An 18,415-nucleotide genomic window follows, 5' to 3' on the forward strand; every position below is an offset into this window, starting at 1 on the left:
AGAGGCCGTACACCTTTGGCTTCACCCTTTCTGGATATAGCCATCTTTAATTTCTCTTTTGATGTAACGAAACAAACGCATTCATAAATGTGTGGATCTGCGAAATTAATCCATCCAACATCATTTTTATTTTCTGCTCTTCTTCGTTATCAATAACGCCATCAGCCAAACTATTTTTCATCAGTAATGCTAAATGCCCTTGCATTTCGTCAACATTGCTGCGTAATGTGAATAACTCGGTTGTGTCTAGTTCAGCTGGATTGACTCTATCCACCAACAAGCGATTTGATTCACGAGCAACAAACTCAGCAAACAAAACGGTTTTAGAAATATCTTGCATCGCTAACAACTCGTTTAAATCAAACGAACGACAACCGTTTTTCTCGTACAGTTTATTATTGAATGATGTTAAAGACAGACCAAGCGCACCAGCCATTGCTTCACGTCCACCAGCAGTTGCCTCACACATTGCTTTCACTACTTGTTTTATTGATTGACAACTCATTTCCTACCACCATTGATAGATTCTTGTAGTTAACTGCTTTAAACGGTTTTGCTATTGTTTATTTCAATAAAGTAAGTATAAAAATCATTGTTGAGTTCCCCGTAAATAAGACCAATCAACATCAGGCCTTAGTTCTTCACATCGAACCACTCCTGAAGTTGCTTTTTCTATTTCAGGACAACGTCGTGCTGGAATTTTTCGAGTTCCATTGATCCATTGATTTACTGTAGGTGGTGAAATACCCAAGCGTTTAGCCATTTCAGACTGCCCACCGACATAATTACATGCTTTTTTTATTGCGGTTGTGGCACTTATTTGATCCATTATTCAATTACCTCCGGCCTATATTGAAATACAATATTAGGCTAAGCCTAACATCAAATCAATAGGAATTGCCTACACAATATAAAGATAAGATAATTAGGCTATGCTTAATGGTAAAGATTTAGGCCGTGCGATAGAGCAGGCAATTAATAAAAAACTATCATCAGGATCAGTTAAATCAAAGACTGAGATTGCTCGACATTTCAATGTAAAGCTACCATCTATTTATGATTGGATAAAAAAAGGCTCCATTTCAAAAGATAAGCTACCTGAATTATGGAGTTATTTTTCTGATGTTGTTGGACCTGAACATTGGGGCTTAAAGGAGTTTCACCTCCCAGTAAATAAAGCTGAATCAAGATGTACACATGATGAACATCAACTTAATGGCCTTATTCATGCTTATATGTCAGCTTCGGCAGAAAGAAAAGAAATAATAAAATATCTTTTGCTGCAAAATAATACAAAAGAACCTTCTTGGGTTAATAGTGATACTAGGGCATACATTATAACTTTAGAACGACAAGCCTCTGAATGGTTAAATAACAATAAAAGCAATAAAAAATCCTCAAAGCGTCCAGCTTAAACTCATTTGGTCTGATGGAAACTTGTTAAGCTAGGCCTTTCCTAATTATCTACTCAATTGATTTTGATATAAAAAATAATCATCGTCTAATTTCACTCAATTTATTAGGCATAGCCTATTGACTAAAGATTAGGCTTCGCCTAATATCATTTATAGCAATAAGCTAAATTTTTATATGTGAAGGAAAAGTAAATGATAACTGAACCAGTAATCATACTTCCAGTAAGTTTCACTGATGAAGATATTGCAAACTATATGCTGAAATAGACGAGTAGAGAATCAAAAGTGCTATTCAAACACAAAATAAATGATTTTTTATGTGTGAAGAGAAACAATGGCTGGCTGAGTCTTTAACCATTAAAATGGGTTGTGGTGATAATGTTCTGCTCAGTCAGCCATTTTGTCAAATCTAACAATAAGCAAGGGTACTGGCATTATTTGTGAAATGTCTTATCAGGATTATATCAACTCGCTAGTACCCTTTCTTATTGTGTGAAGTGATAACGTGAGGTTATAGAAATGAGCCAAGAAGATCGTAAGACAAATGTCCCCGACTTTCTTTCTGAATTAGACGTCGGCGTTTTTGAAAATAAAGTCTCTGTTGCTTTAAATGATGTCGCTTTAGGCGTTTTGAATAATGGAGGAAAAGGCAAAGTAATTATTGAATTAGATATTGAGCGCCTTAGTAATTCTATGGAAGAAAAACGAGTTGAAATAACTCATAAGCTCAAATTTACCGCACCAACCCTACGCGGGAAACGGACTGAAGAAGATGCAACTAAAACACCTATGTACGTGGGTAAAGGTGGCAAGTTGACCATTATGCAAGAAGATCAAGGTCAATTATTTTCTTTACAAGGCCAGCCCGATGGTAAATTAAAAGCCATTAATTAGTTTTCTTATTTTTAATTAAACCTATCCATTTAATTTAATACTTTTAAATAAGTAGGAGTCTACTCATGTCTCAATTAGACGGTAATGCTATTTCACAAATTCAAAATATGGCGGTGGCTTCATTAAGTCTCGATGCAATAGAGAAGTCATTATGCCCAGCGATTGTTCTTCCGAATGACTTTAAAGTAAGTAGTTTAGAAAATTTACAAGAAGGTCGTTTCCGCTTTCGCGGGGAAATGAAAACAACCAGTATCAGCGACTTTGTTAAATACTCAATCAAGAATGCAATTGAAGAAGGTGTCAGTTGCTTTATTGATGCCGATGAAATGAGTGCCAAAACAATTTTTAATATTGGCACAATCGGTAAAGCTGGTCATGCTGATAACACTGCTATTGTAAAATTAAAACAAACAGCCCCATTCACAGCATTATTAAAAATGGATGGTGTTAAATATCGTCAAAAACAATTAGCCGAGTGGTTAGAAGATTGGCACGATTATTTAATGGCATTTGATGCTGACGGTAATGTTTTAGATATCAAACAAGCTATTTCTGCTGTTCGTCGTATTACGATTGAATCAACACGCTCTGCTGAACATGAAGATGCTGATTTTAGTGCTAAGCGCTCAGTGTTAGAAAATGTTGAAGCAAAAAGCAAAGACATTATGCCTGCCACATTCCAGTTTACTTGTACTCCTTATGACGAATTAAAAGAACGTAGCATTAAATTACGTTATAGCGTACTCACTGGTGATGATATTCCCGTTTTAGTCCTTCGAATCATTCAACTTGAAAAACTTGAAGAACAAATCGCTCAAGAGTTTCGAGATATGCTTTGCAATGAATTCGATGAAAGCAAAATTGAAACATTCATTGGTAAATTTTCAGCGTAATTAATCATATAAACGCCACTAACTTGGTGGCGTTTATAAAATTGTGTGGAGAGAATAATGTTTTATATTGCAACAGCAACAAATAAACATTTCTATTATCTCGATGTACGGATCGAAGATATAGATATTCAAGATATTGCCAGTGGCCTTGCTAATGAATGTCGCTTTAATGGGCTGATTGATAATTTCTATTCAGTTGCTCAACACTTGGTATATGTCAGCTATTTAGTTGCACCTGAATATGCTTTAGAAGCCTTACTTCATGATGCTAGTGAAGTCTATGTAAAAGATCTGCCATCAACTATATCTGATGCGGTTAATTTTGCTGACTTAATGATGTTAGCCACAGAAAAACGTGATTTGGAAATTGATGTTGGTAGTAATTGGTTAATGCTTGATGATATTCCAGAAAGTGATTTTGTTGTTAACCCACTAACACCACCACAAGCAAAGTCAATGTTCCTACGCCGTTTTTATGAGTTATGTAAAGGAAAGATAAATGGATGATGATAGTTATTTCACACTGAAAGAGTACGCAAGGAAACTAAAGCTTTCTCGTCATACTATATATCGAAATCCTACTAATTTTTTTATGTTTCGAGTAGGTGGTTCATGGAGAGCAAACCGCGAAAGTTTGAAAAAATTTGAGCTAGCACAGTTTAATGACAACAATATTTACTGGCTAACATTAGTCAGTGGTGGGAGAAATTCAAAATGCCGATCTACAAAAGAGGTAAAAAATACTGGATTGATATCACATCTCCAAATGGAAAAAGAATTAGACAATCTGCTGGCACCTCGGACAAAACAAAAGCGCAAGAATATCATGACAAGTTGAAATATGACTTATGGCAACTAGATAAATTGGATAAGCATCCTGATAAGATCTTCGATGAAATTATTATTCTTGCTTTAAAAGATGCAGAAGGACAGAGAAGTTTTTCAAATAAACAGACCCAAGCTAAATATTTCTTAGGTATTTTTAAAGGGAGAAAAATATCAACAATCACAAGGGAAGAAATAGCTAACTCTTTACCTATTTATAGTACAGCGAGAAAAAGAAAGCTATCTAATGCATCTAAAAATAGATATAGAGCTTTCATTATGCGAGCTTTTTCACTTGCTCATAAAATGGGATGGATTAAAGAACAATTATATATTCCAAGAATGAGGGAACCTACGGTTAGAGTCCGATGGATTAAAAAAGAGCAAGCAATTGATTTAATTAATAATTTAAAACTTAAGTGGATGAAAGACCTTGTTAGTTTAGCTTTACTGACTGGAGCCAGACAAGGAGAATTACTTTCATTAACGTGGCGCAATGTAGACTTAGACAAAGGTATAGCTATTATTACTGCTGAAAATGCAAAGTCGAAACGAGCTCGCACTCTTCCACTTAATGAAGAGGCAGTAAATATTCTAAAAAATATCCCACGAAAATTCGATTACATATTTACTAGAACTGGAAAGAAAAAACATTCAATCGGCTTAGAGGATTTCGCACGAGCAATAAAGTTAACTAGATTGGTTGATTTTAGATTTCATGATCTGAGACATACATGGGCAAGTTGGCATGTGCAAAATGGAACCCCATTGATGGTACTTAAAGAAATGGGAGGATGGGAGACTTTAGAAATGGTTAAAAGGTACGCCCATTTAAATGCAGAGCATTTAAGTAAATATAGTGAGCTCGTCACAATTTCGCCACACTCGATAGATAAGACCAAAAAATGAAACAACTAATATCTTAATTAATTGATATTTTACAATAGTAATAATGTTCTATTATATTCAATTCAATGCTTGAGATATCATAAAATAAATAATAAATCTCAATCTATTAATATTTAATGAAATTAAAAAATTTAAAAGGTAAGAAAAGATAGTTTGCTTAATATAAAAAGGCCCTCTTAAGAGGGCCTTTTGGATATAGAAAGGTATCTTTTGTGTCAGTGTACGAATTAACGTAACAGAGACAGAACAGTTTGTGGTACTTGGTTTGCTTGAGCAAGTACTGAAGTACCCGCTTGTTGCAGAATTTGACCACGGCTCATGTTAGAAACTTCTGTTGCATAGTCAGCATCTAGGATACGGCTACGTGCAGCAGATAAGTTGTTAACAGTGTTGTTCAGGTTGTTGATAGTAGATTCAAAACGGTTTTGAATCGCACCTAAAGAAGAACGCATACCGTCAACTTTAGCCATTGCTTTGTCTAATTTAGTTAAAGCTTCTGCATTTTCATCTTTAACTTCAACTGCTGTTGCTTTAACTTTTACTTTAACATCTGCACCGGCTTTATCTGCTGCAACAGTTTTATCAGTTAAATCTGACCCGAAAGTCATAACTTTTTCACCAACTTTTGCAGTTACAACATATTTTCCGTCAGCAGTTTGTTGAACCTTAGCTTCAGTAACAACTTGTTTAACACCTTTAGCATCTTTAATATCGATAGCAGTTGTGTCAACTTCGAATTCAGTTGCAACATTGCCATCTTTGTCTTTAAATTTATCAAAAGTAGCATCAACTTTAGCAATTTCAGCACCTACAGCAAATTTATCAATTTCTAATTCTTTGCTGTCAACTTTATCTAATTTAAAAGTAATGGCTTCTTTATCATTCATGCCAACATGCACATTCATGATAGATTTTTCACCACTTAATACTTTAACGCCGTTGAATTGAGTTTGTTCAGAAATACGGTCGATTTCTTTTAAACGCTCACCAACTTCTTCTTGGATTGATTTGATATCTGATTCTGAGTTAGAACCGTTTTTAGCTTGAACTGTTAACTCACGGATACGTTGTAAGTTGTTGTTGATCTCGTTCAAAGCACCTTCAGTAGTTTGAGCGATAGAGATACCATCGTTCGCATTACGTGCTGCTTGAGTTAAACCATTTACGTTTGAAGTGAAACGGTTAGCAATCGCTTGACCTGCTGCATCGTCTTTCGCGCTGTTGATACGTAAACCAGAAGACAGACGCTCGATTGCACTTCCTAAAGCTCCCTGAGATTTATTCAGGTTGTTTTGAGTTACCAGAGACAGATAGTTGGTATTAATGACTTGTGCCATAGCTAGATTCCTTTAAAATCAAGTCGATAAAATAAAAGTTTGCCTATTCATTTTCGGTGTTAATCACCGGCAACAAGTTTATCGGCACTCCACATACAACCTTTAACTTTTCCTACAAAAATTTCTGCGATTTTTTATAGAGTCGATATCAAGTCAATGATAAATAAAGAAATTAAATTATCATTTTTTTATTTATTTTTTATCAATTTTCGTCTCAACGTTTTTTTAACCCATCTAAATTCGACTTTGGTCATCAATGGCAATAAAAGGCTTCTATATGGCAGCCTGTTTCACTCATCAAAAATACTAAATAGACGTAAACTTTTCGCCGATTCTACCGATAACATTTTTTGAGGATCATTTTACGAACACAGAAAGGAGACCAGTATGGCTGGTATTGCTTCACTAGGCGTAGGCTCAGGGATGCCTCTAGGTCAAACATTGGCACAATTAGAAGCGGCGGAAAATAAACGCCTTGAACCCCTTGATAAACAGATGAAAAGCTACGAAGCTCAAATTACTGCTTACGGTAAAATGCGCGGACAGCTCGATAAATTACAAAAAGCATCAGAAGATTTAAAAAAATTCGACAAAATTGTAGGTACCAAAGTTGAAGATGAATTTGATGCTTTTAAAGTCACCACTGATGGTAAAGCAAGTGTCGGTAACTACACCGTTTCTGTTACCCAATTAGCTCAAGCTCAAACATTAAAATCTACAGCAGTCAGTGATGTAAAGAAACCGCTTGGGGAAACCTTAGGTGAAGGTAATAAACGGACATTAGTTATTACACAACCCGGCGAAGAAAAACCATTACGTATCGAATTAGAAGATAAACAAACTTCAATTCTTGAATTACGTGATGCTATCAATAAAAAAGAAGGTAATGTTTCAGCGACTATTGTTAAAGCTGATGATAATACTAGCTATTTAGTGCTAACTTCACGTAAAGAAGGTACTAAATCTGAAATGAAAATCACCGTTGAAGGTGATGATAAGTTAAATCAATTCCTGTCGAATTCAACTGCCAAAGACGATGCATCACATACATCAGGCATGAGACAAATTGTTGACGCTAAAAATGCGAAATTAACCGTTAACGGAATTGCGATTGAACGTCAGACTAATGAGATTAAAGATGCGCCTGAAGGGATCGTTTTAAATCTGAAAAAAACCACTGACAATAATAAAGATGGTGTCGATAAGCCTGAAATTATCAATGTAGCGCGTGACATTGAACCAATGAAAAAGGCGATTAAAGCCTGGACTGATGCTTATAACGAACTGAGCACAACGTATAAAGATTTAACCAAATACACCCAAGTTGAAAAAGGCGAAGAATCGTCTAAAAACAACGGGGTTTTATTAGGTGATAGCACCAGCCGTATGATTATGTCTGAGCTAAAAAGCTTTGTTACTAGCTCACAAAGCACATCTGAATTAGATACCCTTAATAAAATGGGTATTAAATTTAAAGTCGATGGCACATTAGAAATCGACAATAAAAAACTTGATGAGGCGTTAAAAGAAAAGCCAGCTAACGTCAAAGAGTTTTTTATGGGTGATGGTAAAGAGACAGGATTTGGTACTCAAACTTATAATTTCCTGAAGAAAACACTGCAATCTACAGATGGCACCTTAGATATTGCCACTGATGGTGTAAAAAAACGGAAAAAAACGTTAGATAACCAAATTAAAAATACGGAACGTAATATTGCTGCCACGATGGAACGTTATAAAAACCAGTTCCAACAGTTAGATAAAATGGTGAACTCCATGACTAACTCCAGTGCATCAATCGGCCGTTTATTAATGTAATTTTTAAAAGTAGGATAATATGTATCAACAATCAGCCAGTAAAATGTATGCTCAAATCGACGTTGAAAGCGAGATTTTAAATGCCACGCCTTACCAGCTGATCCAGATCCTATTTAATGGGGCGCTTAGCGCCCTTCGCCGTGCCTTAATATTAATGGAGCAAGGAAATATCGCAGGTAAAGGCGAAAACATTTCTAAAGCCATTAATATTATTGGTAACGGGTTAAAGCAAGGTTTGGATAAAGAAAAAGGTGGCGAGCTTGCAGAAAATCTGGAGCTCCTTTATGACTATATGGTTAATCAGCTACTCGATGCTAACTTAAAAAATAATCCAGAAAAAATTCATGAAGTCATCAAGCTCTTAACTGAAATTTCTGATGCTTGGCAACAAATCGGCACACAGATTAATTCTTATTAAATTAGAGTGGATAACAATATGGATATTATGGCGGCTTACGAGCATGTTTTAAAATCAAGTGAGCAAATGTTAACGCTTGCCAAAGATCAGCAATGGGATAAGCTGATAGAAATGGAAATGGATTATTTAAAAAGCGTAGAAAGTATCACTAAGATGATAAAACCTGCTGACGGTGAGCTGAGACTACAACAACGCCTCACAGATATGCTAAAGAAAATCTTAGAAAACGAAAATGAGACGCGAAATTTATTACGGGCTCGTCTAGATGAGCTTGGCATATTAATAAGACAGACTGAACAAGAGCAGAGGGTACAAAATAGCTATGGTCAGTTTACAGAACATAGTTATTATCCTGATCTCAACCTGAAATAACTCTCCTCTGCGCCAAAAGCGGTTTTATTAGCTAATGGCGTCTTTTTATCTAAGCAATTAGAGACTTTTATTCAGCTAAATTTGTTATCGGTAACGTACTCTTTTCTGGTTTATCTGTAAGTTGTTTTATTTATTAGACTGCATGAATACCATATCGATATGAGGAATATTATCTTCAAGATAACTTTCTGAGTCGATAACAAAACCATGAGATTGATAAAAATCGACTAAATAAGTTTGAGCCATTATTTTTACACTATTGGTTTTAAACTGTTTAAAAGATACTGAAATGGCTTCTTTTAATAATAGATGAGCAACGCTACCACCACGATACTCTTTAGCAACAATCACCCGCCCTATTGATGCCTGTGGAAATACCATACCTTGAGGCAATAAACGCGCATAAGCGATTAACTGTGAAGTTATTTTATCATTAGCAAATAGATGTAATGATTGTTGATCAATACCATCCAAATCTTGATAAGCACATTGCTGTTCACAAATAAAAACCTGATTTCTTAAGGCTAAAATAGCGTAAAGCTCATCGGTAGTGAGTTGTGAAAATGATTTTAAAACCCAATTCATGCACTTTATCCCATGGTTTAAAAGTGATAACAAAACAATCAATGATAATGCAATATCATCGACAAAATTTGTGTTTACTATAAATAATGAAATGATAATGTTGATGGTGCGTTTTGCTAGTGAAAAATGCAGAAGGATAAATACTCAATGCAGAAAGATAGGCGATAAAACCGTTAATCTCAATACGTTCAGACTCCCCCACGAGCCTTGATGACTTTTATTACTTTGCTTATCTATTTATAAAGATAATCTCAAAGTCGCTCTAACCCTTTCCACGCTCTATTTTTTACTTCTGTCACTAAAATGGCAGGATTTAAGGTTATTTTTTCTGCAATTGAAAAAGCCAACTCGATAACTTCTTTGTGATCTTTAGTTTCAGTATGATAATTAAACTCTGCATGAGGCTGAACATATTTACCTTTCAAACCATTAATCTCTTTTTTAAACCCTTCTTTTACCATCTTCTGTGTTAATAACACATAGTCTGCATTTTCGGGATCGGATAACTCTACTCTAACAGTAAACTCAGGCATAGAAACCTCCTACAGTCTATCTATGTCTATTGAAATTCTGTTAGCTCTCAAAAGGCAGTATATTAAATCAACAATCATTTTCCTAGTCAGAAACTGTGATAAATAATGTGATAATGATTGAAATTAGAATCGCCCACTTCACTATGGGCAATTTATTAGCTCATAATAATCTGATAAATAATAATTTATTTAATCACATCATAGAGTTGTTGATTAGATAAGTAATCTGCGGTTAAACCTACTGATGGATTATATTGTCCACCGTGGATCTCAGAGAATGCTTTACCCTCTTTACCTAATGAGACTTTACGTTCATCTTTACCCGTACTTTCATGGATAGAATAGGTTTTACGACGCATTGCTACATATTTATCTGCATCATTAGCAATATCACTGTGATAGCCTGTAATTTGTGCATCCGTTAAGGCTAATTTATTTGCTAAATCACAGCCCCAGCGCGTTAAACAGACCTCTGCAAAATGACGGACTAATAAACCTGGAGCATATAAGCCATTTTCACCATTAGCGCCATCTAAAGAAGCATTACCCACTAATGTGGCATGACGTCCAGAAATAGGGAAAATATGCATTTTAGTTTCAGATTCAATTGTTGGAATAACACAAGTAAATCCTTTAGAGCGTTCATCTCTTGCATAAAATCCGACATATTCTTTGACGTTTTTACCAAGCGTGACTTTTTCAGGTTGGAAATTCAGTGGACCAGGGACAGGATCAATAGCAAAAATATTCACGGGAATATCTTTTAATTGAGGATCTGCCAACATCGCATTCGCTAACATATGGCAAGTAATACCACCACGACTCCAACCCACTAAGTTAACTTGTGTTGGAATAATGCCATCTTTACGGAAGATTCGAATAATTTGCTGTTGAAGTTGTTGCTGAGTGACTTGACGATCGCCATAGTCATATTTACGCCATAAAAAAGAGCCTGTTACTTTGACATCTTCAATGGGAATGCCCGCTTTTTTCAGTTGGTTATACTGCTCTTCGGTTAACTTTTCACGTTGCCAATCAAAGTTACCTTTCATTAAGCAAAGTGCATGCTTCACGTTTTCTTCCCAACCACTACCAAATAGCGAACCCTTGATATCAGAGTAATTAGGACTTTCAACCCATAAATCATCTTCTTGCAGATTACCACTACCCGGGCCATCAACAATAAACCACTGTGCAAACTCTCTTCCTTGGTTATTTTGCGCTAAAGTGGAGACTAATTCGCCTTGCCAGAAGGTCGGATTATTATTATCAAATGAGTTAGACCCAGTACCACATAAATAAACGGTTAATACTGTCATAATTAAATTTCCTTTTATTAATAACTAAAAAATCAAAATAATGATTTTTATTTCCTTGTATTGAGCTATTCCTTAGCCCACCAGCACATTAACCATAAGCCTTTTTTTATTCAATGCGTAAAAGTAAATTAGTAGAGCTGAGATCACATAATTGAATTTTAATTAAGTAAAACAAATAAAAAATCGCTATCAGATCAATGTAATTAAATTATATTAATGAACACCTTATTTTTTTATTATTTCTATTAGTAAATCGATCTATACATAAAGCGCATTAAATAACCAATCCTTAAATTTAGATAAAAAAAATCCCACATTAATAAATGTAGGATTTTCTATTAGGTAGAATGTCTTATAAACGATTAAAAGCAACTACTCTCACCGCAGGAATATCGGCTTGTGCTCCTTCAGCAACTTCCTGACATGCTTTTTCTAACGCAATATGGGGTGTGATCCCACTCTCTGTTTCTACAATTTTATGTCCGGCGTAGGTATCACCATTTCTGGAACGCACTTTATACGCAATAAACCAATATTCCATATCATCACCGTTTACGTTATTAATCATGTAATTACCATAGCCGTTTATGACCTGCTTTAATGTGATAATAATCAATAATTTTTAGTTTAATAAAATCGTTTTATAAAAAGATGAGCTTTATCGTAGGAAAATTAAGCGTGATTTTCCATTTCTGATTGTATTATTTTTTTATTTTTACTGCTTTTTCAAAGTGATTAAATTTATGTGTCATTATCCACCACGTTGCAACTTCCATAAGTAATTCAGGATTGTTATTTTTTGTTGTAGTGATTTTCTCATATTCTCTCTATCTTTATTTTTTAGCGTGAGAATAAATAGGTAAGAGTAAATACTCTATCCATGAAATTTATTCCATAACAGAATAAGCAACCAAGCCGCGATAATCCAGCAAATAACTGCCGTAGCCAATGCTGTAAATAATTTTACATAGTTGATCATCACATAGAGTGAAATTAGGTAAATCATATAAGGTATAACAGCCCATAAACTAAAAATAATTGTGGTTCGTAACGCCTCAATAGAACGTTCAGAGCCAACAATATAATGTGCAATAAGTGCAAAAGTTGGAAATAACGGAACCAATCCCGCAATATAGTAATGACGAGATTTCGATAAAACGGCAATTAATACCACTACAAACGCACCTATCAGTGCTTTAATCAGTAATCCCATTATTTTTTCATCAAGTTATAAAAACCTTACTACTATCATACTTATTCATATTGGTATGTGAGCTGGTTTTATTTTTAGTTATTTAAAATGTAATTAAATATTTAGAAAATAAAATAGAAAAAATTGAGAAGAAAGATGATGACTATGCTTTATACAAAACTAATCCAACATAGGTTAATTAACTTATTTAACAATTACTTTTGATCTTTTTTGAAAGATAAGAAGAGATAAAAAAATGAGTTGCTTTGATATAGATATGCAAAAGCGCACATCAATAAAATGATGTGTCTATCCCATCTGCAAAAATCGGGGCGCTCATTATCATAAATAACAAACAATAGTATAAGTATTCGAATGTTTAATCACATTCGAAAGCTTATATCATCTATTCAATGACATTGAGCAAGATGCCCCATCTCTATTTTGATTAGGTGTTTTTTATCTCGTGATAGAAAAGAAAAGTCACCTTTATCAAATAAATAAGGTACTACACCTGCATGCTCATAATTTCTTGATAAGCAGCGACTAACTTATTACGCACTTGTACACCCATTTGTAATGAAATACTGGATTTTTGCATATCCACCATCACATCGTTTAATTCAACACCTGGAGTACCTAAGGTAAACGCTTGAACTTTGTTGGTTGCATTCACTCGAGTTTCATTAATTTTACCCACGGCTTGAACAAGCTGAGTTGCAAATCCTGCTTGTACTGGCTGGGGTTTCGCAATATTGGATGCTTGCAAAGTCTGGATTTGCATTTTATCCAGAACACTTTCAATAGCTGGAATTGACATATAAACCTCTGCGTTAATCATCTAATTCAATTACTGAATCAATGTCATAGTAAGGAAGTGAACCAACACGCTTACCGAGTTATACCCTAACACAGGGGCTTCATTCCAAAGCGAGTAATTAACGCAAAAGTTAAGGGCTAATTACGCCATTAAATGAAACGCAAAAGGCCAATAATGAGACACCTGAGAGTAGGTTTATTTATTTGCGTAAGGGGAGTCTGTTTTGTTACGCCACGCTTTTAGTATTCATCCCGAACTACAAGGCAAGGATTGTCTATGAATGCCGAAAAAACCGACGTTGTGAACCAGAATAAGGGTTTTAACGCCATTATTAACCGGATAAAAGCCGATCCGAAAATTCCGCTCATTATTGCGGGTTCGGCGGCTATTGCCATTTTTGTTGCTGCATTTTTATGGTTACAAAGCCCTGATTATAAGGTGCTTTATAGTAATCTTAGCGATAAAGACGGTGGCGAAATTGTCACACAGTTAACACAGATGAATGTACCTTATCGCTTGTCACAAAATGGCGCAGCGATTATGGTGCCTGACAATCAGGTTCATGAATTACGCCTGAAACTCGCGCAAGCGGGGCTTCCAAAAGGCGGTGCTGCCGGTTTTGAACTGTTAGATAAAGAAAAGTTCGGGATCAGCCAATTTAGTGAACAGATTAACTATCAACGTGCACTTGAAGGTGAGCTTGCTCGCACTATCGAGACATTAGGTCCTGTACAAAATGCCCGAGTTCATTTAGCACTACCAAAACCATCTCTTTTTGTTCGTGAACAGAAATCCCCTTCTGCATCCGTTACGGTGGGTCTTTTACAGGGTAGAGCGCTGGATGAAGGTCAAATTAATGCCATCGTGCATATCGTTGCGAGCAGTGTTGCAGGTATGCCTGATAGCAGTGTGACCATCGTCGACCAAAGCGGCAAATTATTGACACAACCTGATGCATTAGGTCGTGATCTTAATTCTATCCAACTGAAATATGTTCAAGAGCTAGAAAGCCGTTATCAGCAACGTATTGAAACGTTATTAGGCCCAATTGTGGGTCGTGGAAACGTTCATGCACAGGTGACTGCTCAAGTTGATTTCTCTCATACAGAAGAGACTGCTGAAGAGTACAAACCAAACCAGCCACCAAATCAAGCCGCAGTGCGTTCAAAACAATTGAGCCAAAGTGAGCAGAATGGTGGCATGTTAGCTGGCGGCGTTCCTGGTGCATTATCTAATCAACCTGTTGCTCCACCACAAGCACCTATTGAAGCGCCAAAAGCGCAAGAAGGTGAGAAAGCAGATGACGCCAATGCAACGGGTACAAATCGCACATTAACGCGTAATCCAAACAGTAATAGCCGTTTAGATGAAACAACCAACTATGAGGTTGATCGCCGAATTCGCCATATCAAGCGTCCAGTAGGTAATGTCGAGCGTCTTTCTGTCGCTGTTATTGTGAACTACAAAACAGTTGAAGATAAGAAAGAAGCCGCTGAAGGCGAAGAGCCTGTTGTTGAAACTAAACTTGTTCCGCTAACTGATGAGCAAATTCAGCAAATTGAAGGACTTGTTCGTGAAGCGATGGGCTATTCCCAAGAGCGTGGTGACTCTTTAAGTGTCGTGAACTCCCAGTTTAACGATATTGAAGAGAAAGTGATCACCGTTCCTGTATGGGAAAACCCAGATATTCTTGCGAAAGCATTAGATTTAGGTCGCTGGTTATTACTTGTCATCATCGCATGGATCTTATGGCGCAAACTGGTGAAACCACAGCTTGAAAAACGCCGTGAAGCTGAAATTGCCGCACAGAAAGCCGTGCTGAAAACCAAGCTACAAGTTAAAGATGATGTTGATGAAGCAGAATTAGATGACGAAGCAAGACGTAAACAAGCACGTAAACGTGTGAGTGCCGAATTGCAGAGCCAACGTATCCGTGAAATGGCAGAGAAAGATCCTCGTGTCGTCGCAATGGTAATTCGTCAATGGATGAGTAAAGAGCAATGAGTAATAACTTAACTGGAACCGAAAAAAGCGCCGTTATGTTACTAACTCTCGGTGAAGACCGAGCGGCGGAAGTATTTAAACATCTAAGTACACGAGAAGTTCAGCAACTCAGTATTGCAATGTCATCAATGCGCCATATCTCAAATCAGCAATTAATTGATGTTATGGCAAGCTTTGAAGAAGATGCGGTTCAATATGCCGCATTGAACGTGAATGCAAATGACTACTTGCGCTCTGTTCTTGTTAAAGCATTGGGTGAAGAACGCGCTAATAACCTGTTAGATGAGATCTCTGAAACACGAGAAACTTCAACAGGGATTGAAACGCTTAACTTTATGGAACCACAAATGGCTGCCGATATTATCCGCGACGAACATCCGCAGATTATCGCAACCATCTTGGTTCACCTTAAACGAGGTCAAGCGGCAGATATTCTGGCACTGTTCGATGAGAAACTGCGTAATGACGTAATGCTTCGTATCGCGACATTTGGGGGTGTTCAGCCGTCAGCATTAGCAGAGTTAACTGAAGTACTGAATAACCTGCTTGATGGTCAAAACCTCAAACGCAGTAAAATGGGTGGTGTTCGTACTGCTGCTGAAATCATCAACTTGATGAAGAGCCAGCAAGAAGAGAATGTCATTACTGCAGTTCGCGATTACGACGGTGAATTGGCACAAAAAATTATCGACGAAATGTTCCTGTTCGAAAACCTTATCGATATCGACAACCGTTCAATTCAGCGCATTCTACAGGAAGTGGAATCCGACTCCTTGGTTGTGGCATTGAAAGGGTGCGATCAAGAGCTGCGCGATCACTTCCTTGCCAATATGTCGCAACGTGCTGCTGAGATCATGCGTGATGACTTGAGTTCTCGCGGCCCTGTTCGTATGTCTCAAGTGGAAGCAGAGCAGAAAGCAATTCTGCTTGTGGTACGCAAATTAGCAGAGACTGGTGAGGTTGTTCTTCATGGAGGAGACGATACCTATGTCTGATAAACATACTGATACTAACTGGAAGCCTTGGGTTCCCAAAGAACTCACTGATTGGGCATTAAATGTCGAGGACACGACAGAAGACGAAAAGGAAGTCGAAAAACAGGAAAAAGAAGTCGTTCAGCAACAGAAAGTCCTTGAGCAAATTAATATGCTTGATGACATGAAAGAAAAGGCTCAAAAATTGGGCCACGCTGAAGGCTTTGAGGCAGGGAAAAACCAGGGTTATCAGGAAGGCTATCAGGCTGGATTACAATCAGGTATTGAAGAAGGTATTCGCCAAGGCATTGCTCAACAATCGCCATTAATTAATGAATGGCAAGGATTGTTGGCTGAATTTAGGCACTCTTTAAATGGGTTAGACAGTGTTATTGCTTCACGTTTAATGCAAATCGCCCTCACAGCGGCAAAAGAAGTTCTGGGTCAGCCTGCTGTTTGTGATGGGTCTGCATTACTGGCGCAAATAACCTTAATGTTGCAACAAGAACAAATGTTCTCAAACAACCCACAGTTAAGAGTTAACCCAAAACATATTCCACAAATTGAAAAAGAGCTGGGTGATTCACTTTCTGCTCATGGTTGGAAAGTAGTTGCCGATAACAGTATTCATGTTGGTGGATGCCGTGTTGTGACAAATGATGGCGATCTTGATGCCACGATTGCAACTCGTTGGCATGAGCTTTGTCGTCTTGCTGCTCCGGAGGCGTTGTAATGACAGCAAGATTGGGGCGTTGGTTAGAAAAACTCAGTGATGCAGAAGCACGTTTAAATAAAATTCCGCGTGTACGTCAATATGGTCGTTTAACCAGAGCAACAGGTTTAGTCATGGAAGCTAAGGGGCTTGTTATGCCCCTTGGCTCTACGTGTTTAATAGAACGTACCATTGGTAAAACTGTTGAAGAAGTTGAAAGTGAAGTCGTTGGGTTCAATGGTAGCCAAATGTTGTTAATGCCTTTACAGGAAGTCGAGGGATTAACACCGGGTGCTCGTGTTTATGCACAGGCCACTCCGAGTGGTGAAAATGAAGGTCGCCAATTGCCTCTTGGCGATGCGCTGTTAGGGCGTGTTTTAGATGGCTCTGGTTATCCTTTAGATGGTTTACCACCACCCGATACAGGTTATCGTGCGCCACTGATCACTCCACCTATCAACCCACTACAACGTACCCCTATTACTGATGTACTGGATGTAGGCGTGCGTGCAATCAACTCGCTGTTAACCGTGGGTCGTGGTCAGCGTATGGGGCTTTTTGCAGGTTCTGGTGTAGGTAAAAGTGTGCTATTAGGCATGATGGCGCGTTTTACCCAAGCTGATGTCATTGTTGTTGGATTAATTGGTGAACGTGGACGTGAAGTTAAAGACTTTATCGAAAATATTCTCGGTACTGAAGGTTTAGCACGCTCAGTGGTTGTAGCAGCGCCTGCTGACGTATCACCACTTCTTCGTATGCAAGGTGCTTCTTATGCAACGCGTATTGCAGAAGATTTTCGTGATCGCGGAAAACATGTCTTACTGATTATGGACTCACTCACACGTTACAGTATGGCGCAACGTGAAATCGCTCTTGCTGTAGGCGAACCGCCTGCAACCAAAGGGTATCCACCTTCTGTCTTCGCTAAATTACCTGCACTCGTCGAACGTGCAGGAAATGGCGTTGATGGTGGTGGTTCTATCACGGCTTTCTATACCGTTTTAACTGAAGGTGATGATCAGCAAGATCCAATTGCAGACTCTGCTCGTGCGATTTTAGATGGTCACATTGTGCTTTCGCGTTCTCTGGCAGAATCTGGGCACTACCCTGCTATCGATATCGAAGCCTCTATTAGCCGTGCAATGACATCACTGATTGATAAAACACATTATCGTCGCGTACAAGTATTTAAACAGCTTTTGTCTAGCTATCAACGTAACCGCGATTTAATTAACGTAGGTGCTTATGCTGCGGGTAGTGATCCTATGCTTGATAAAGCCATTGCACTTTATCCGTCCCTCGCGAAGTTCTTACAACAAGATATCCAAGAGCAATGCAGTTATCAAAGTGCATGTGAGCAACTTAATCAACTGATCACAGTAAACTAATTCTGAA

At 37.4% G+C, this 18,415-nt stretch carries 21 protein-coding genes and 1 pseudogene; 12 read left to right on the top strand and 10 right to left on the bottom strand.

Annotated elements, in window-relative coordinates:
- Positions 1–46: 46 nt before the first annotated feature.
- Both ACNARN_RS13660 and ACNARN_RS13665 read right to left on the bottom strand, forming a co-directional pair.
- Positions 47–505 carry a YmfL family putative regulatory protein gene (locus ACNARN_RS13660; protein ID WP_196533455.1) on the bottom strand — a complete coding sequence of 153 codons (459 nt, stop codon included), beginning with the start codon at positions 503–505 and terminating at the stop codon, positions 47–49.
- Between the two features lie 84 nt (positions 506–589).
- On the bottom strand, positions 590–829 hold the full coding sequence (locus ACNARN_RS13665) for a transcriptional regulator (RefSeq protein ID WP_161748487.1): 240 nt from the start codon (positions 827–829) through the stop codon (positions 590–592).
- A gap of 103 nt (positions 830–932) precedes the next feature.
- On the opposite strand from ACNARN_RS13665, the gene ACNARN_RS13670 reads away from it, so the two are divergent.
- The 5 genes from ACNARN_RS13670 to ACNARN_RS13690 all read left to right on the top strand — a co-directional run bounded on the left by ACNARN_RS13670 (position 933) and on the right by ACNARN_RS13690 (position 4,936).
- Positions 933–1,415: a hypothetical protein gene (locus tag ACNARN_RS13670; RefSeq protein ID WP_235365440.1), complete on the top strand. Its 483-nt coding sequence runs from the start codon at positions 933–935 to the stop codon at positions 1,413–1,415.
- A gap of 519 nt (positions 1,416–1,934) precedes the next feature.
- Positions 1,935–2,309, top strand: a complete 375-nt coding sequence (locus tag ACNARN_RS13675; protein WP_416304573.1) for a hypothetical protein — start codon at positions 1,935–1,937, stop codon at positions 2,307–2,309.
- 65 nt (positions 2,310–2,374) lie between these two features.
- Positions 2,375–3,202, top strand: coding sequence for a YfdQ family protein (locus ACNARN_RS13680; protein ID WP_235365438.1), 828 nt, complete (start codon positions 2,375–2,377; stop codon positions 3,200–3,202).
- A 57-nt stretch (positions 3,203–3,259) separates the two neighbouring features.
- Positions 3,260–3,709, top strand: a complete 450-nt coding sequence (locus ACNARN_RS13685; RefSeq protein ID WP_235365437.1) for an HD family hydrolase — start codon at positions 3,260–3,262, stop codon at positions 3,707–3,709.
- A gap of 207 nt (positions 3,710–3,916) precedes the next feature.
- Positions 3,917–4,936, top strand: coding sequence for a tyrosine-type recombinase/integrase (locus ACNARN_RS13690; RefSeq protein ID WP_416304574.1), 1,020 nt, complete (start codon positions 3,917–3,919; stop codon positions 4,934–4,936).
- Positions 4,937–5,163: 227 nt separating this feature from the next.
- On the opposite strand, the gene ACNARN_RS13695 is transcribed toward ACNARN_RS13690, so the two are convergent.
- The gene (locus ACNARN_RS13695) at positions 5,164–6,273 is read right to left on the bottom strand and encodes a FliC/FljB family flagellin (RefSeq protein ID WP_416304575.1); all 1,110 of its coding nucleotides are present in this window, start codon (positions 6,271–6,273) and stop codon (positions 5,164–5,166) included.
- Positions 6,274–6,660: 387 nt separating this feature from the next.
- Here ACNARN_RS13695 and fliD point away from each other — a divergent pair, with 387 nt between their 5' ends.
- The 3 genes from fliD to fliT are packed head-to-tail and all read left to right on the top strand — an operon-like array spanning position 6,661 to position 8,881.
- Entirely contained in the window at positions 6,661–8,091 is a 1,431-nt protein-coding gene (gene fliD, locus ACNARN_RS13700; protein WP_198619840.1) for a flagellar filament capping protein FliD, read from the top strand.
- A gap of 19 nt (positions 8,092–8,110) precedes the next feature.
- Positions 8,111–8,509, top strand: a complete 399-nt coding sequence (gene fliS / locus ACNARN_RS13705) for a flagellar export chaperone FliS (protein WP_023581844.1) — start codon at positions 8,111–8,113, stop codon at positions 8,507–8,509.
- Between the two features lie 18 nt (positions 8,510–8,527).
- On the top strand, positions 8,528–8,881 hold the full coding sequence (fliT, locus tag ACNARN_RS13710) for a flagellar protein FliT (RefSeq protein ID WP_023581843.1): 354 nt from the start codon (positions 8,528–8,530) through the stop codon (positions 8,879–8,881).
- 126 nt (positions 8,882–9,007) lie between these two features.
- Here the strand turns inward: fliT and ACNARN_RS13715 are convergent, their stop codons facing one another.
- From ACNARN_RS13715 to fliE, 7 genes and pseudogenes are all read right to left on the bottom strand, one after another.
- A complete protein-coding gene (locus ACNARN_RS13715; RefSeq protein ID WP_416304576.1) occupies positions 9,008–9,466 on the bottom strand; it encodes a GNAT family N-acetyltransferase in 459 nt (152 codons plus the stop codon).
- 251 nt (positions 9,467–9,717) lie between these two features.
- On the bottom strand, positions 9,718–9,999 hold the full coding sequence (locus ACNARN_RS13720; protein WP_416304577.1) for a DUF2622 domain-containing protein: 282 nt from the start codon (positions 9,997–9,999) through the stop codon (positions 9,718–9,720).
- A 185-nt stretch (positions 10,000–10,184) separates the two neighbouring features.
- Positions 10,185–11,318 carry a hypothetical protein gene (locus tag ACNARN_RS13725; RefSeq protein ID WP_198626604.1) on the bottom strand — a complete coding sequence of 378 codons (1,134 nt, stop codon included), beginning with the start codon at positions 11,316–11,318 and terminating at the stop codon, positions 10,185–10,187.
- Between the two features lie 352 nt (positions 11,319–11,670).
- The gene (locus ACNARN_RS13730; RefSeq protein WP_023581839.1) at positions 11,671–11,886 is read right to left on the bottom strand and encodes a hypothetical protein; all 216 of its coding nucleotides are present in this window, start codon (positions 11,884–11,886) and stop codon (positions 11,671–11,673) included.
- A gap of 133 nt (positions 11,887–12,019) precedes the next feature.
- Positions 12,020–12,118: pseudogene (locus tag ACNARN_RS13735) on the bottom strand (DUF6500 family protein); the annotation flags it as partial.
- Positions 12,119–12,192: 74 nt separating this feature from the next.
- Positions 12,193–12,531, bottom strand: coding sequence for a GlpM family protein (locus ACNARN_RS13740; RefSeq protein ID WP_151435470.1), 339 nt, complete (start codon positions 12,529–12,531; stop codon positions 12,193–12,195).
- A 487-nt stretch (positions 12,532–13,018) separates the two neighbouring features.
- Positions 13,019–13,330: a flagellar hook-basal body complex protein FliE gene (gene fliE / locus ACNARN_RS13745; RefSeq protein WP_004248328.1), complete on the bottom strand. Its 312-nt coding sequence runs from the start codon at positions 13,328–13,330 to the stop codon at positions 13,019–13,021.
- Between the two features lie 276 nt (positions 13,331–13,606).
- Here fliE and fliF point away from each other — a divergent pair, with 276 nt between their 5' ends.
- From fliF to fliI, 4 genes are read left to right on the top strand one after another with little or no spacing between them, the layout of a single operon-like run.
- On the top strand, positions 13,607–15,334 hold the full coding sequence (gene fliF / locus ACNARN_RS13750) for a flagellar basal-body MS-ring/collar protein FliF (protein ID WP_198619836.1): 1,728 nt from the start codon (positions 13,607–13,609) through the stop codon (positions 15,332–15,334).
- Entirely contained in the window at positions 15,331–16,329 is a 999-nt protein-coding gene (gene fliG, locus ACNARN_RS13755) for a flagellar motor switch protein FliG (RefSeq protein ID WP_109373784.1), read from the top strand. Before fliF ends, fliG begins: the two co-directional genes overlap by 4 nt.
- Positions 16,322–17,041 carry a flagellar assembly protein FliH gene (gene fliH / locus ACNARN_RS13760; RefSeq protein WP_109373785.1) on the top strand — a complete coding sequence of 240 codons (720 nt, stop codon included), beginning with the start codon at positions 16,322–16,324 and terminating at the stop codon, positions 17,039–17,041. Before fliG ends, fliH begins: the two co-directional genes overlap by 8 nt.
- The gene (fliI, locus tag ACNARN_RS13765) at positions 17,041–18,408 is read left to right on the top strand and encodes a flagellar protein export ATPase FliI (protein WP_198619835.1); all 1,368 of its coding nucleotides are present in this window, start codon (positions 17,041–17,043) and stop codon (positions 18,406–18,408) included. Before fliH ends, fliI begins: the two co-directional genes overlap by 1 nt.
- The last annotated feature ends 7 nt before the right edge of the window (positions 18,409–18,415 follow it).

Source organism: Proteus sp. TSJ240517, assembly GCF_047921575.1.
GTDB lineage: Bacteria > Pseudomonadota > Gammaproteobacteria > Enterobacterales > Enterobacteriaceae > Proteus.

Excerpts from the sequence above, each read along its gene's own strand:
- ACNARN_RS13660 (WP_196533455.1), bottom strand. The coding sequence starts at position 505 with ATGAGTTGTCAATCAATAAAACAAGTAGTGAAAGCAATGTGTGAGGCA.
- ACNARN_RS13665 (WP_161748487.1), bottom strand. The coding sequence starts at position 829 with ATGGATCAAATAAGTGCCACAACCGCAATAAAAAAAGCATGTAATTAT.
- ACNARN_RS13670 (WP_235365440.1), top strand. The coding sequence starts at position 933 with ATGCTTAATGGTAAAGATTTAGGCCGTGCGATAGAGCAGGCAATTAAT.
- ACNARN_RS13675 (WP_416304573.1), top strand. The coding sequence starts at position 1,935 with ATGAGCCAAGAAGATCGTAAGACAAATGTCCCCGACTTTCTTTCTGAA.
- ACNARN_RS13680 (WP_235365438.1), top strand. The coding sequence starts at position 2,375 with ATGTCTCAATTAGACGGTAATGCTATTTCACAAATTCAAAATATGGCG.
- ACNARN_RS13685 (WP_235365437.1), top strand. The coding sequence starts at position 3,260 with ATGTTTTATATTGCAACAGCAACAAATAAACATTTCTATTATCTCGAT.
- ACNARN_RS13690 (WP_416304574.1), top strand. The coding sequence starts at position 3,917 with ATGCCGATCTACAAAAGAGGTAAAAAATACTGGATTGATATCACATCT.
- ACNARN_RS13695 (WP_416304575.1), bottom strand. The coding sequence starts at position 6,273 with ATGGCACAAGTCATTAATACCAACTATCTGTCTCTGGTAACTCAAAAC.
- fliD (WP_198619840.1), top strand. The coding sequence starts at position 6,661 with ATGGCTGGTATTGCTTCACTAGGCGTAGGCTCAGGGATGCCTCTAGGT.
- fliS (WP_023581844.1), top strand. The coding sequence starts at position 8,111 with ATGTATCAACAATCAGCCAGTAAAATGTATGCTCAAATCGACGTTGAA.
- fliT (WP_023581843.1), top strand. The coding sequence starts at position 8,528 with ATGGATATTATGGCGGCTTACGAGCATGTTTTAAAATCAAGTGAGCAA.
- ACNARN_RS13715 (WP_416304576.1), bottom strand. The coding sequence starts at position 9,466 with ATGAATTGGGTTTTAAAATCATTTTCACAACTCACTACCGATGAGCTT.
- ACNARN_RS13720 (WP_416304577.1), bottom strand. The coding sequence starts at position 9,999 with ATGCCTGAGTTTACTGTTAGAGTAGAGTTATCCGATCCCGAAAATGCA.
- ACNARN_RS13725 (WP_198626604.1), bottom strand. The coding sequence starts at position 11,318 with ATGACAGTATTAACCGTTTATTTATGTGGTACTGGGTCTAACTCATTT.
- ACNARN_RS13730 (WP_023581839.1), bottom strand. The coding sequence starts at position 11,886 with ATGATTAATAACGTAAACGGTGATGATATGGAATATTGGTTTATTGCG.
- ACNARN_RS13740 (WP_151435470.1), bottom strand. The coding sequence starts at position 12,531 with ATGGGATTACTGATTAAAGCACTGATAGGTGCGTTTGTAGTGGTATTA.
- fliE (WP_004248328.1), bottom strand. The coding sequence starts at position 13,330 with ATGTCAATTCCAGCTATTGAAAGTGTTCTGGATAAAATGCAAATCCAG.
- fliF (WP_198619836.1), top strand. The coding sequence starts at position 13,607 with ATGAATGCCGAAAAAACCGACGTTGTGAACCAGAATAAGGGTTTTAAC.
- fliG (WP_109373784.1), top strand. The coding sequence starts at position 15,331 with ATGAGTAATAACTTAACTGGAACCGAAAAAAGCGCCGTTATGTTACTA.
- fliH (WP_109373785.1), top strand. The coding sequence starts at position 16,322 with ATGTCTGATAAACATACTGATACTAACTGGAAGCCTTGGGTTCCCAAA.
- fliI (WP_198619835.1), top strand. The coding sequence starts at position 17,041 with ATGACAGCAAGATTGGGGCGTTGGTTAGAAAAACTCAGTGATGCAGAA.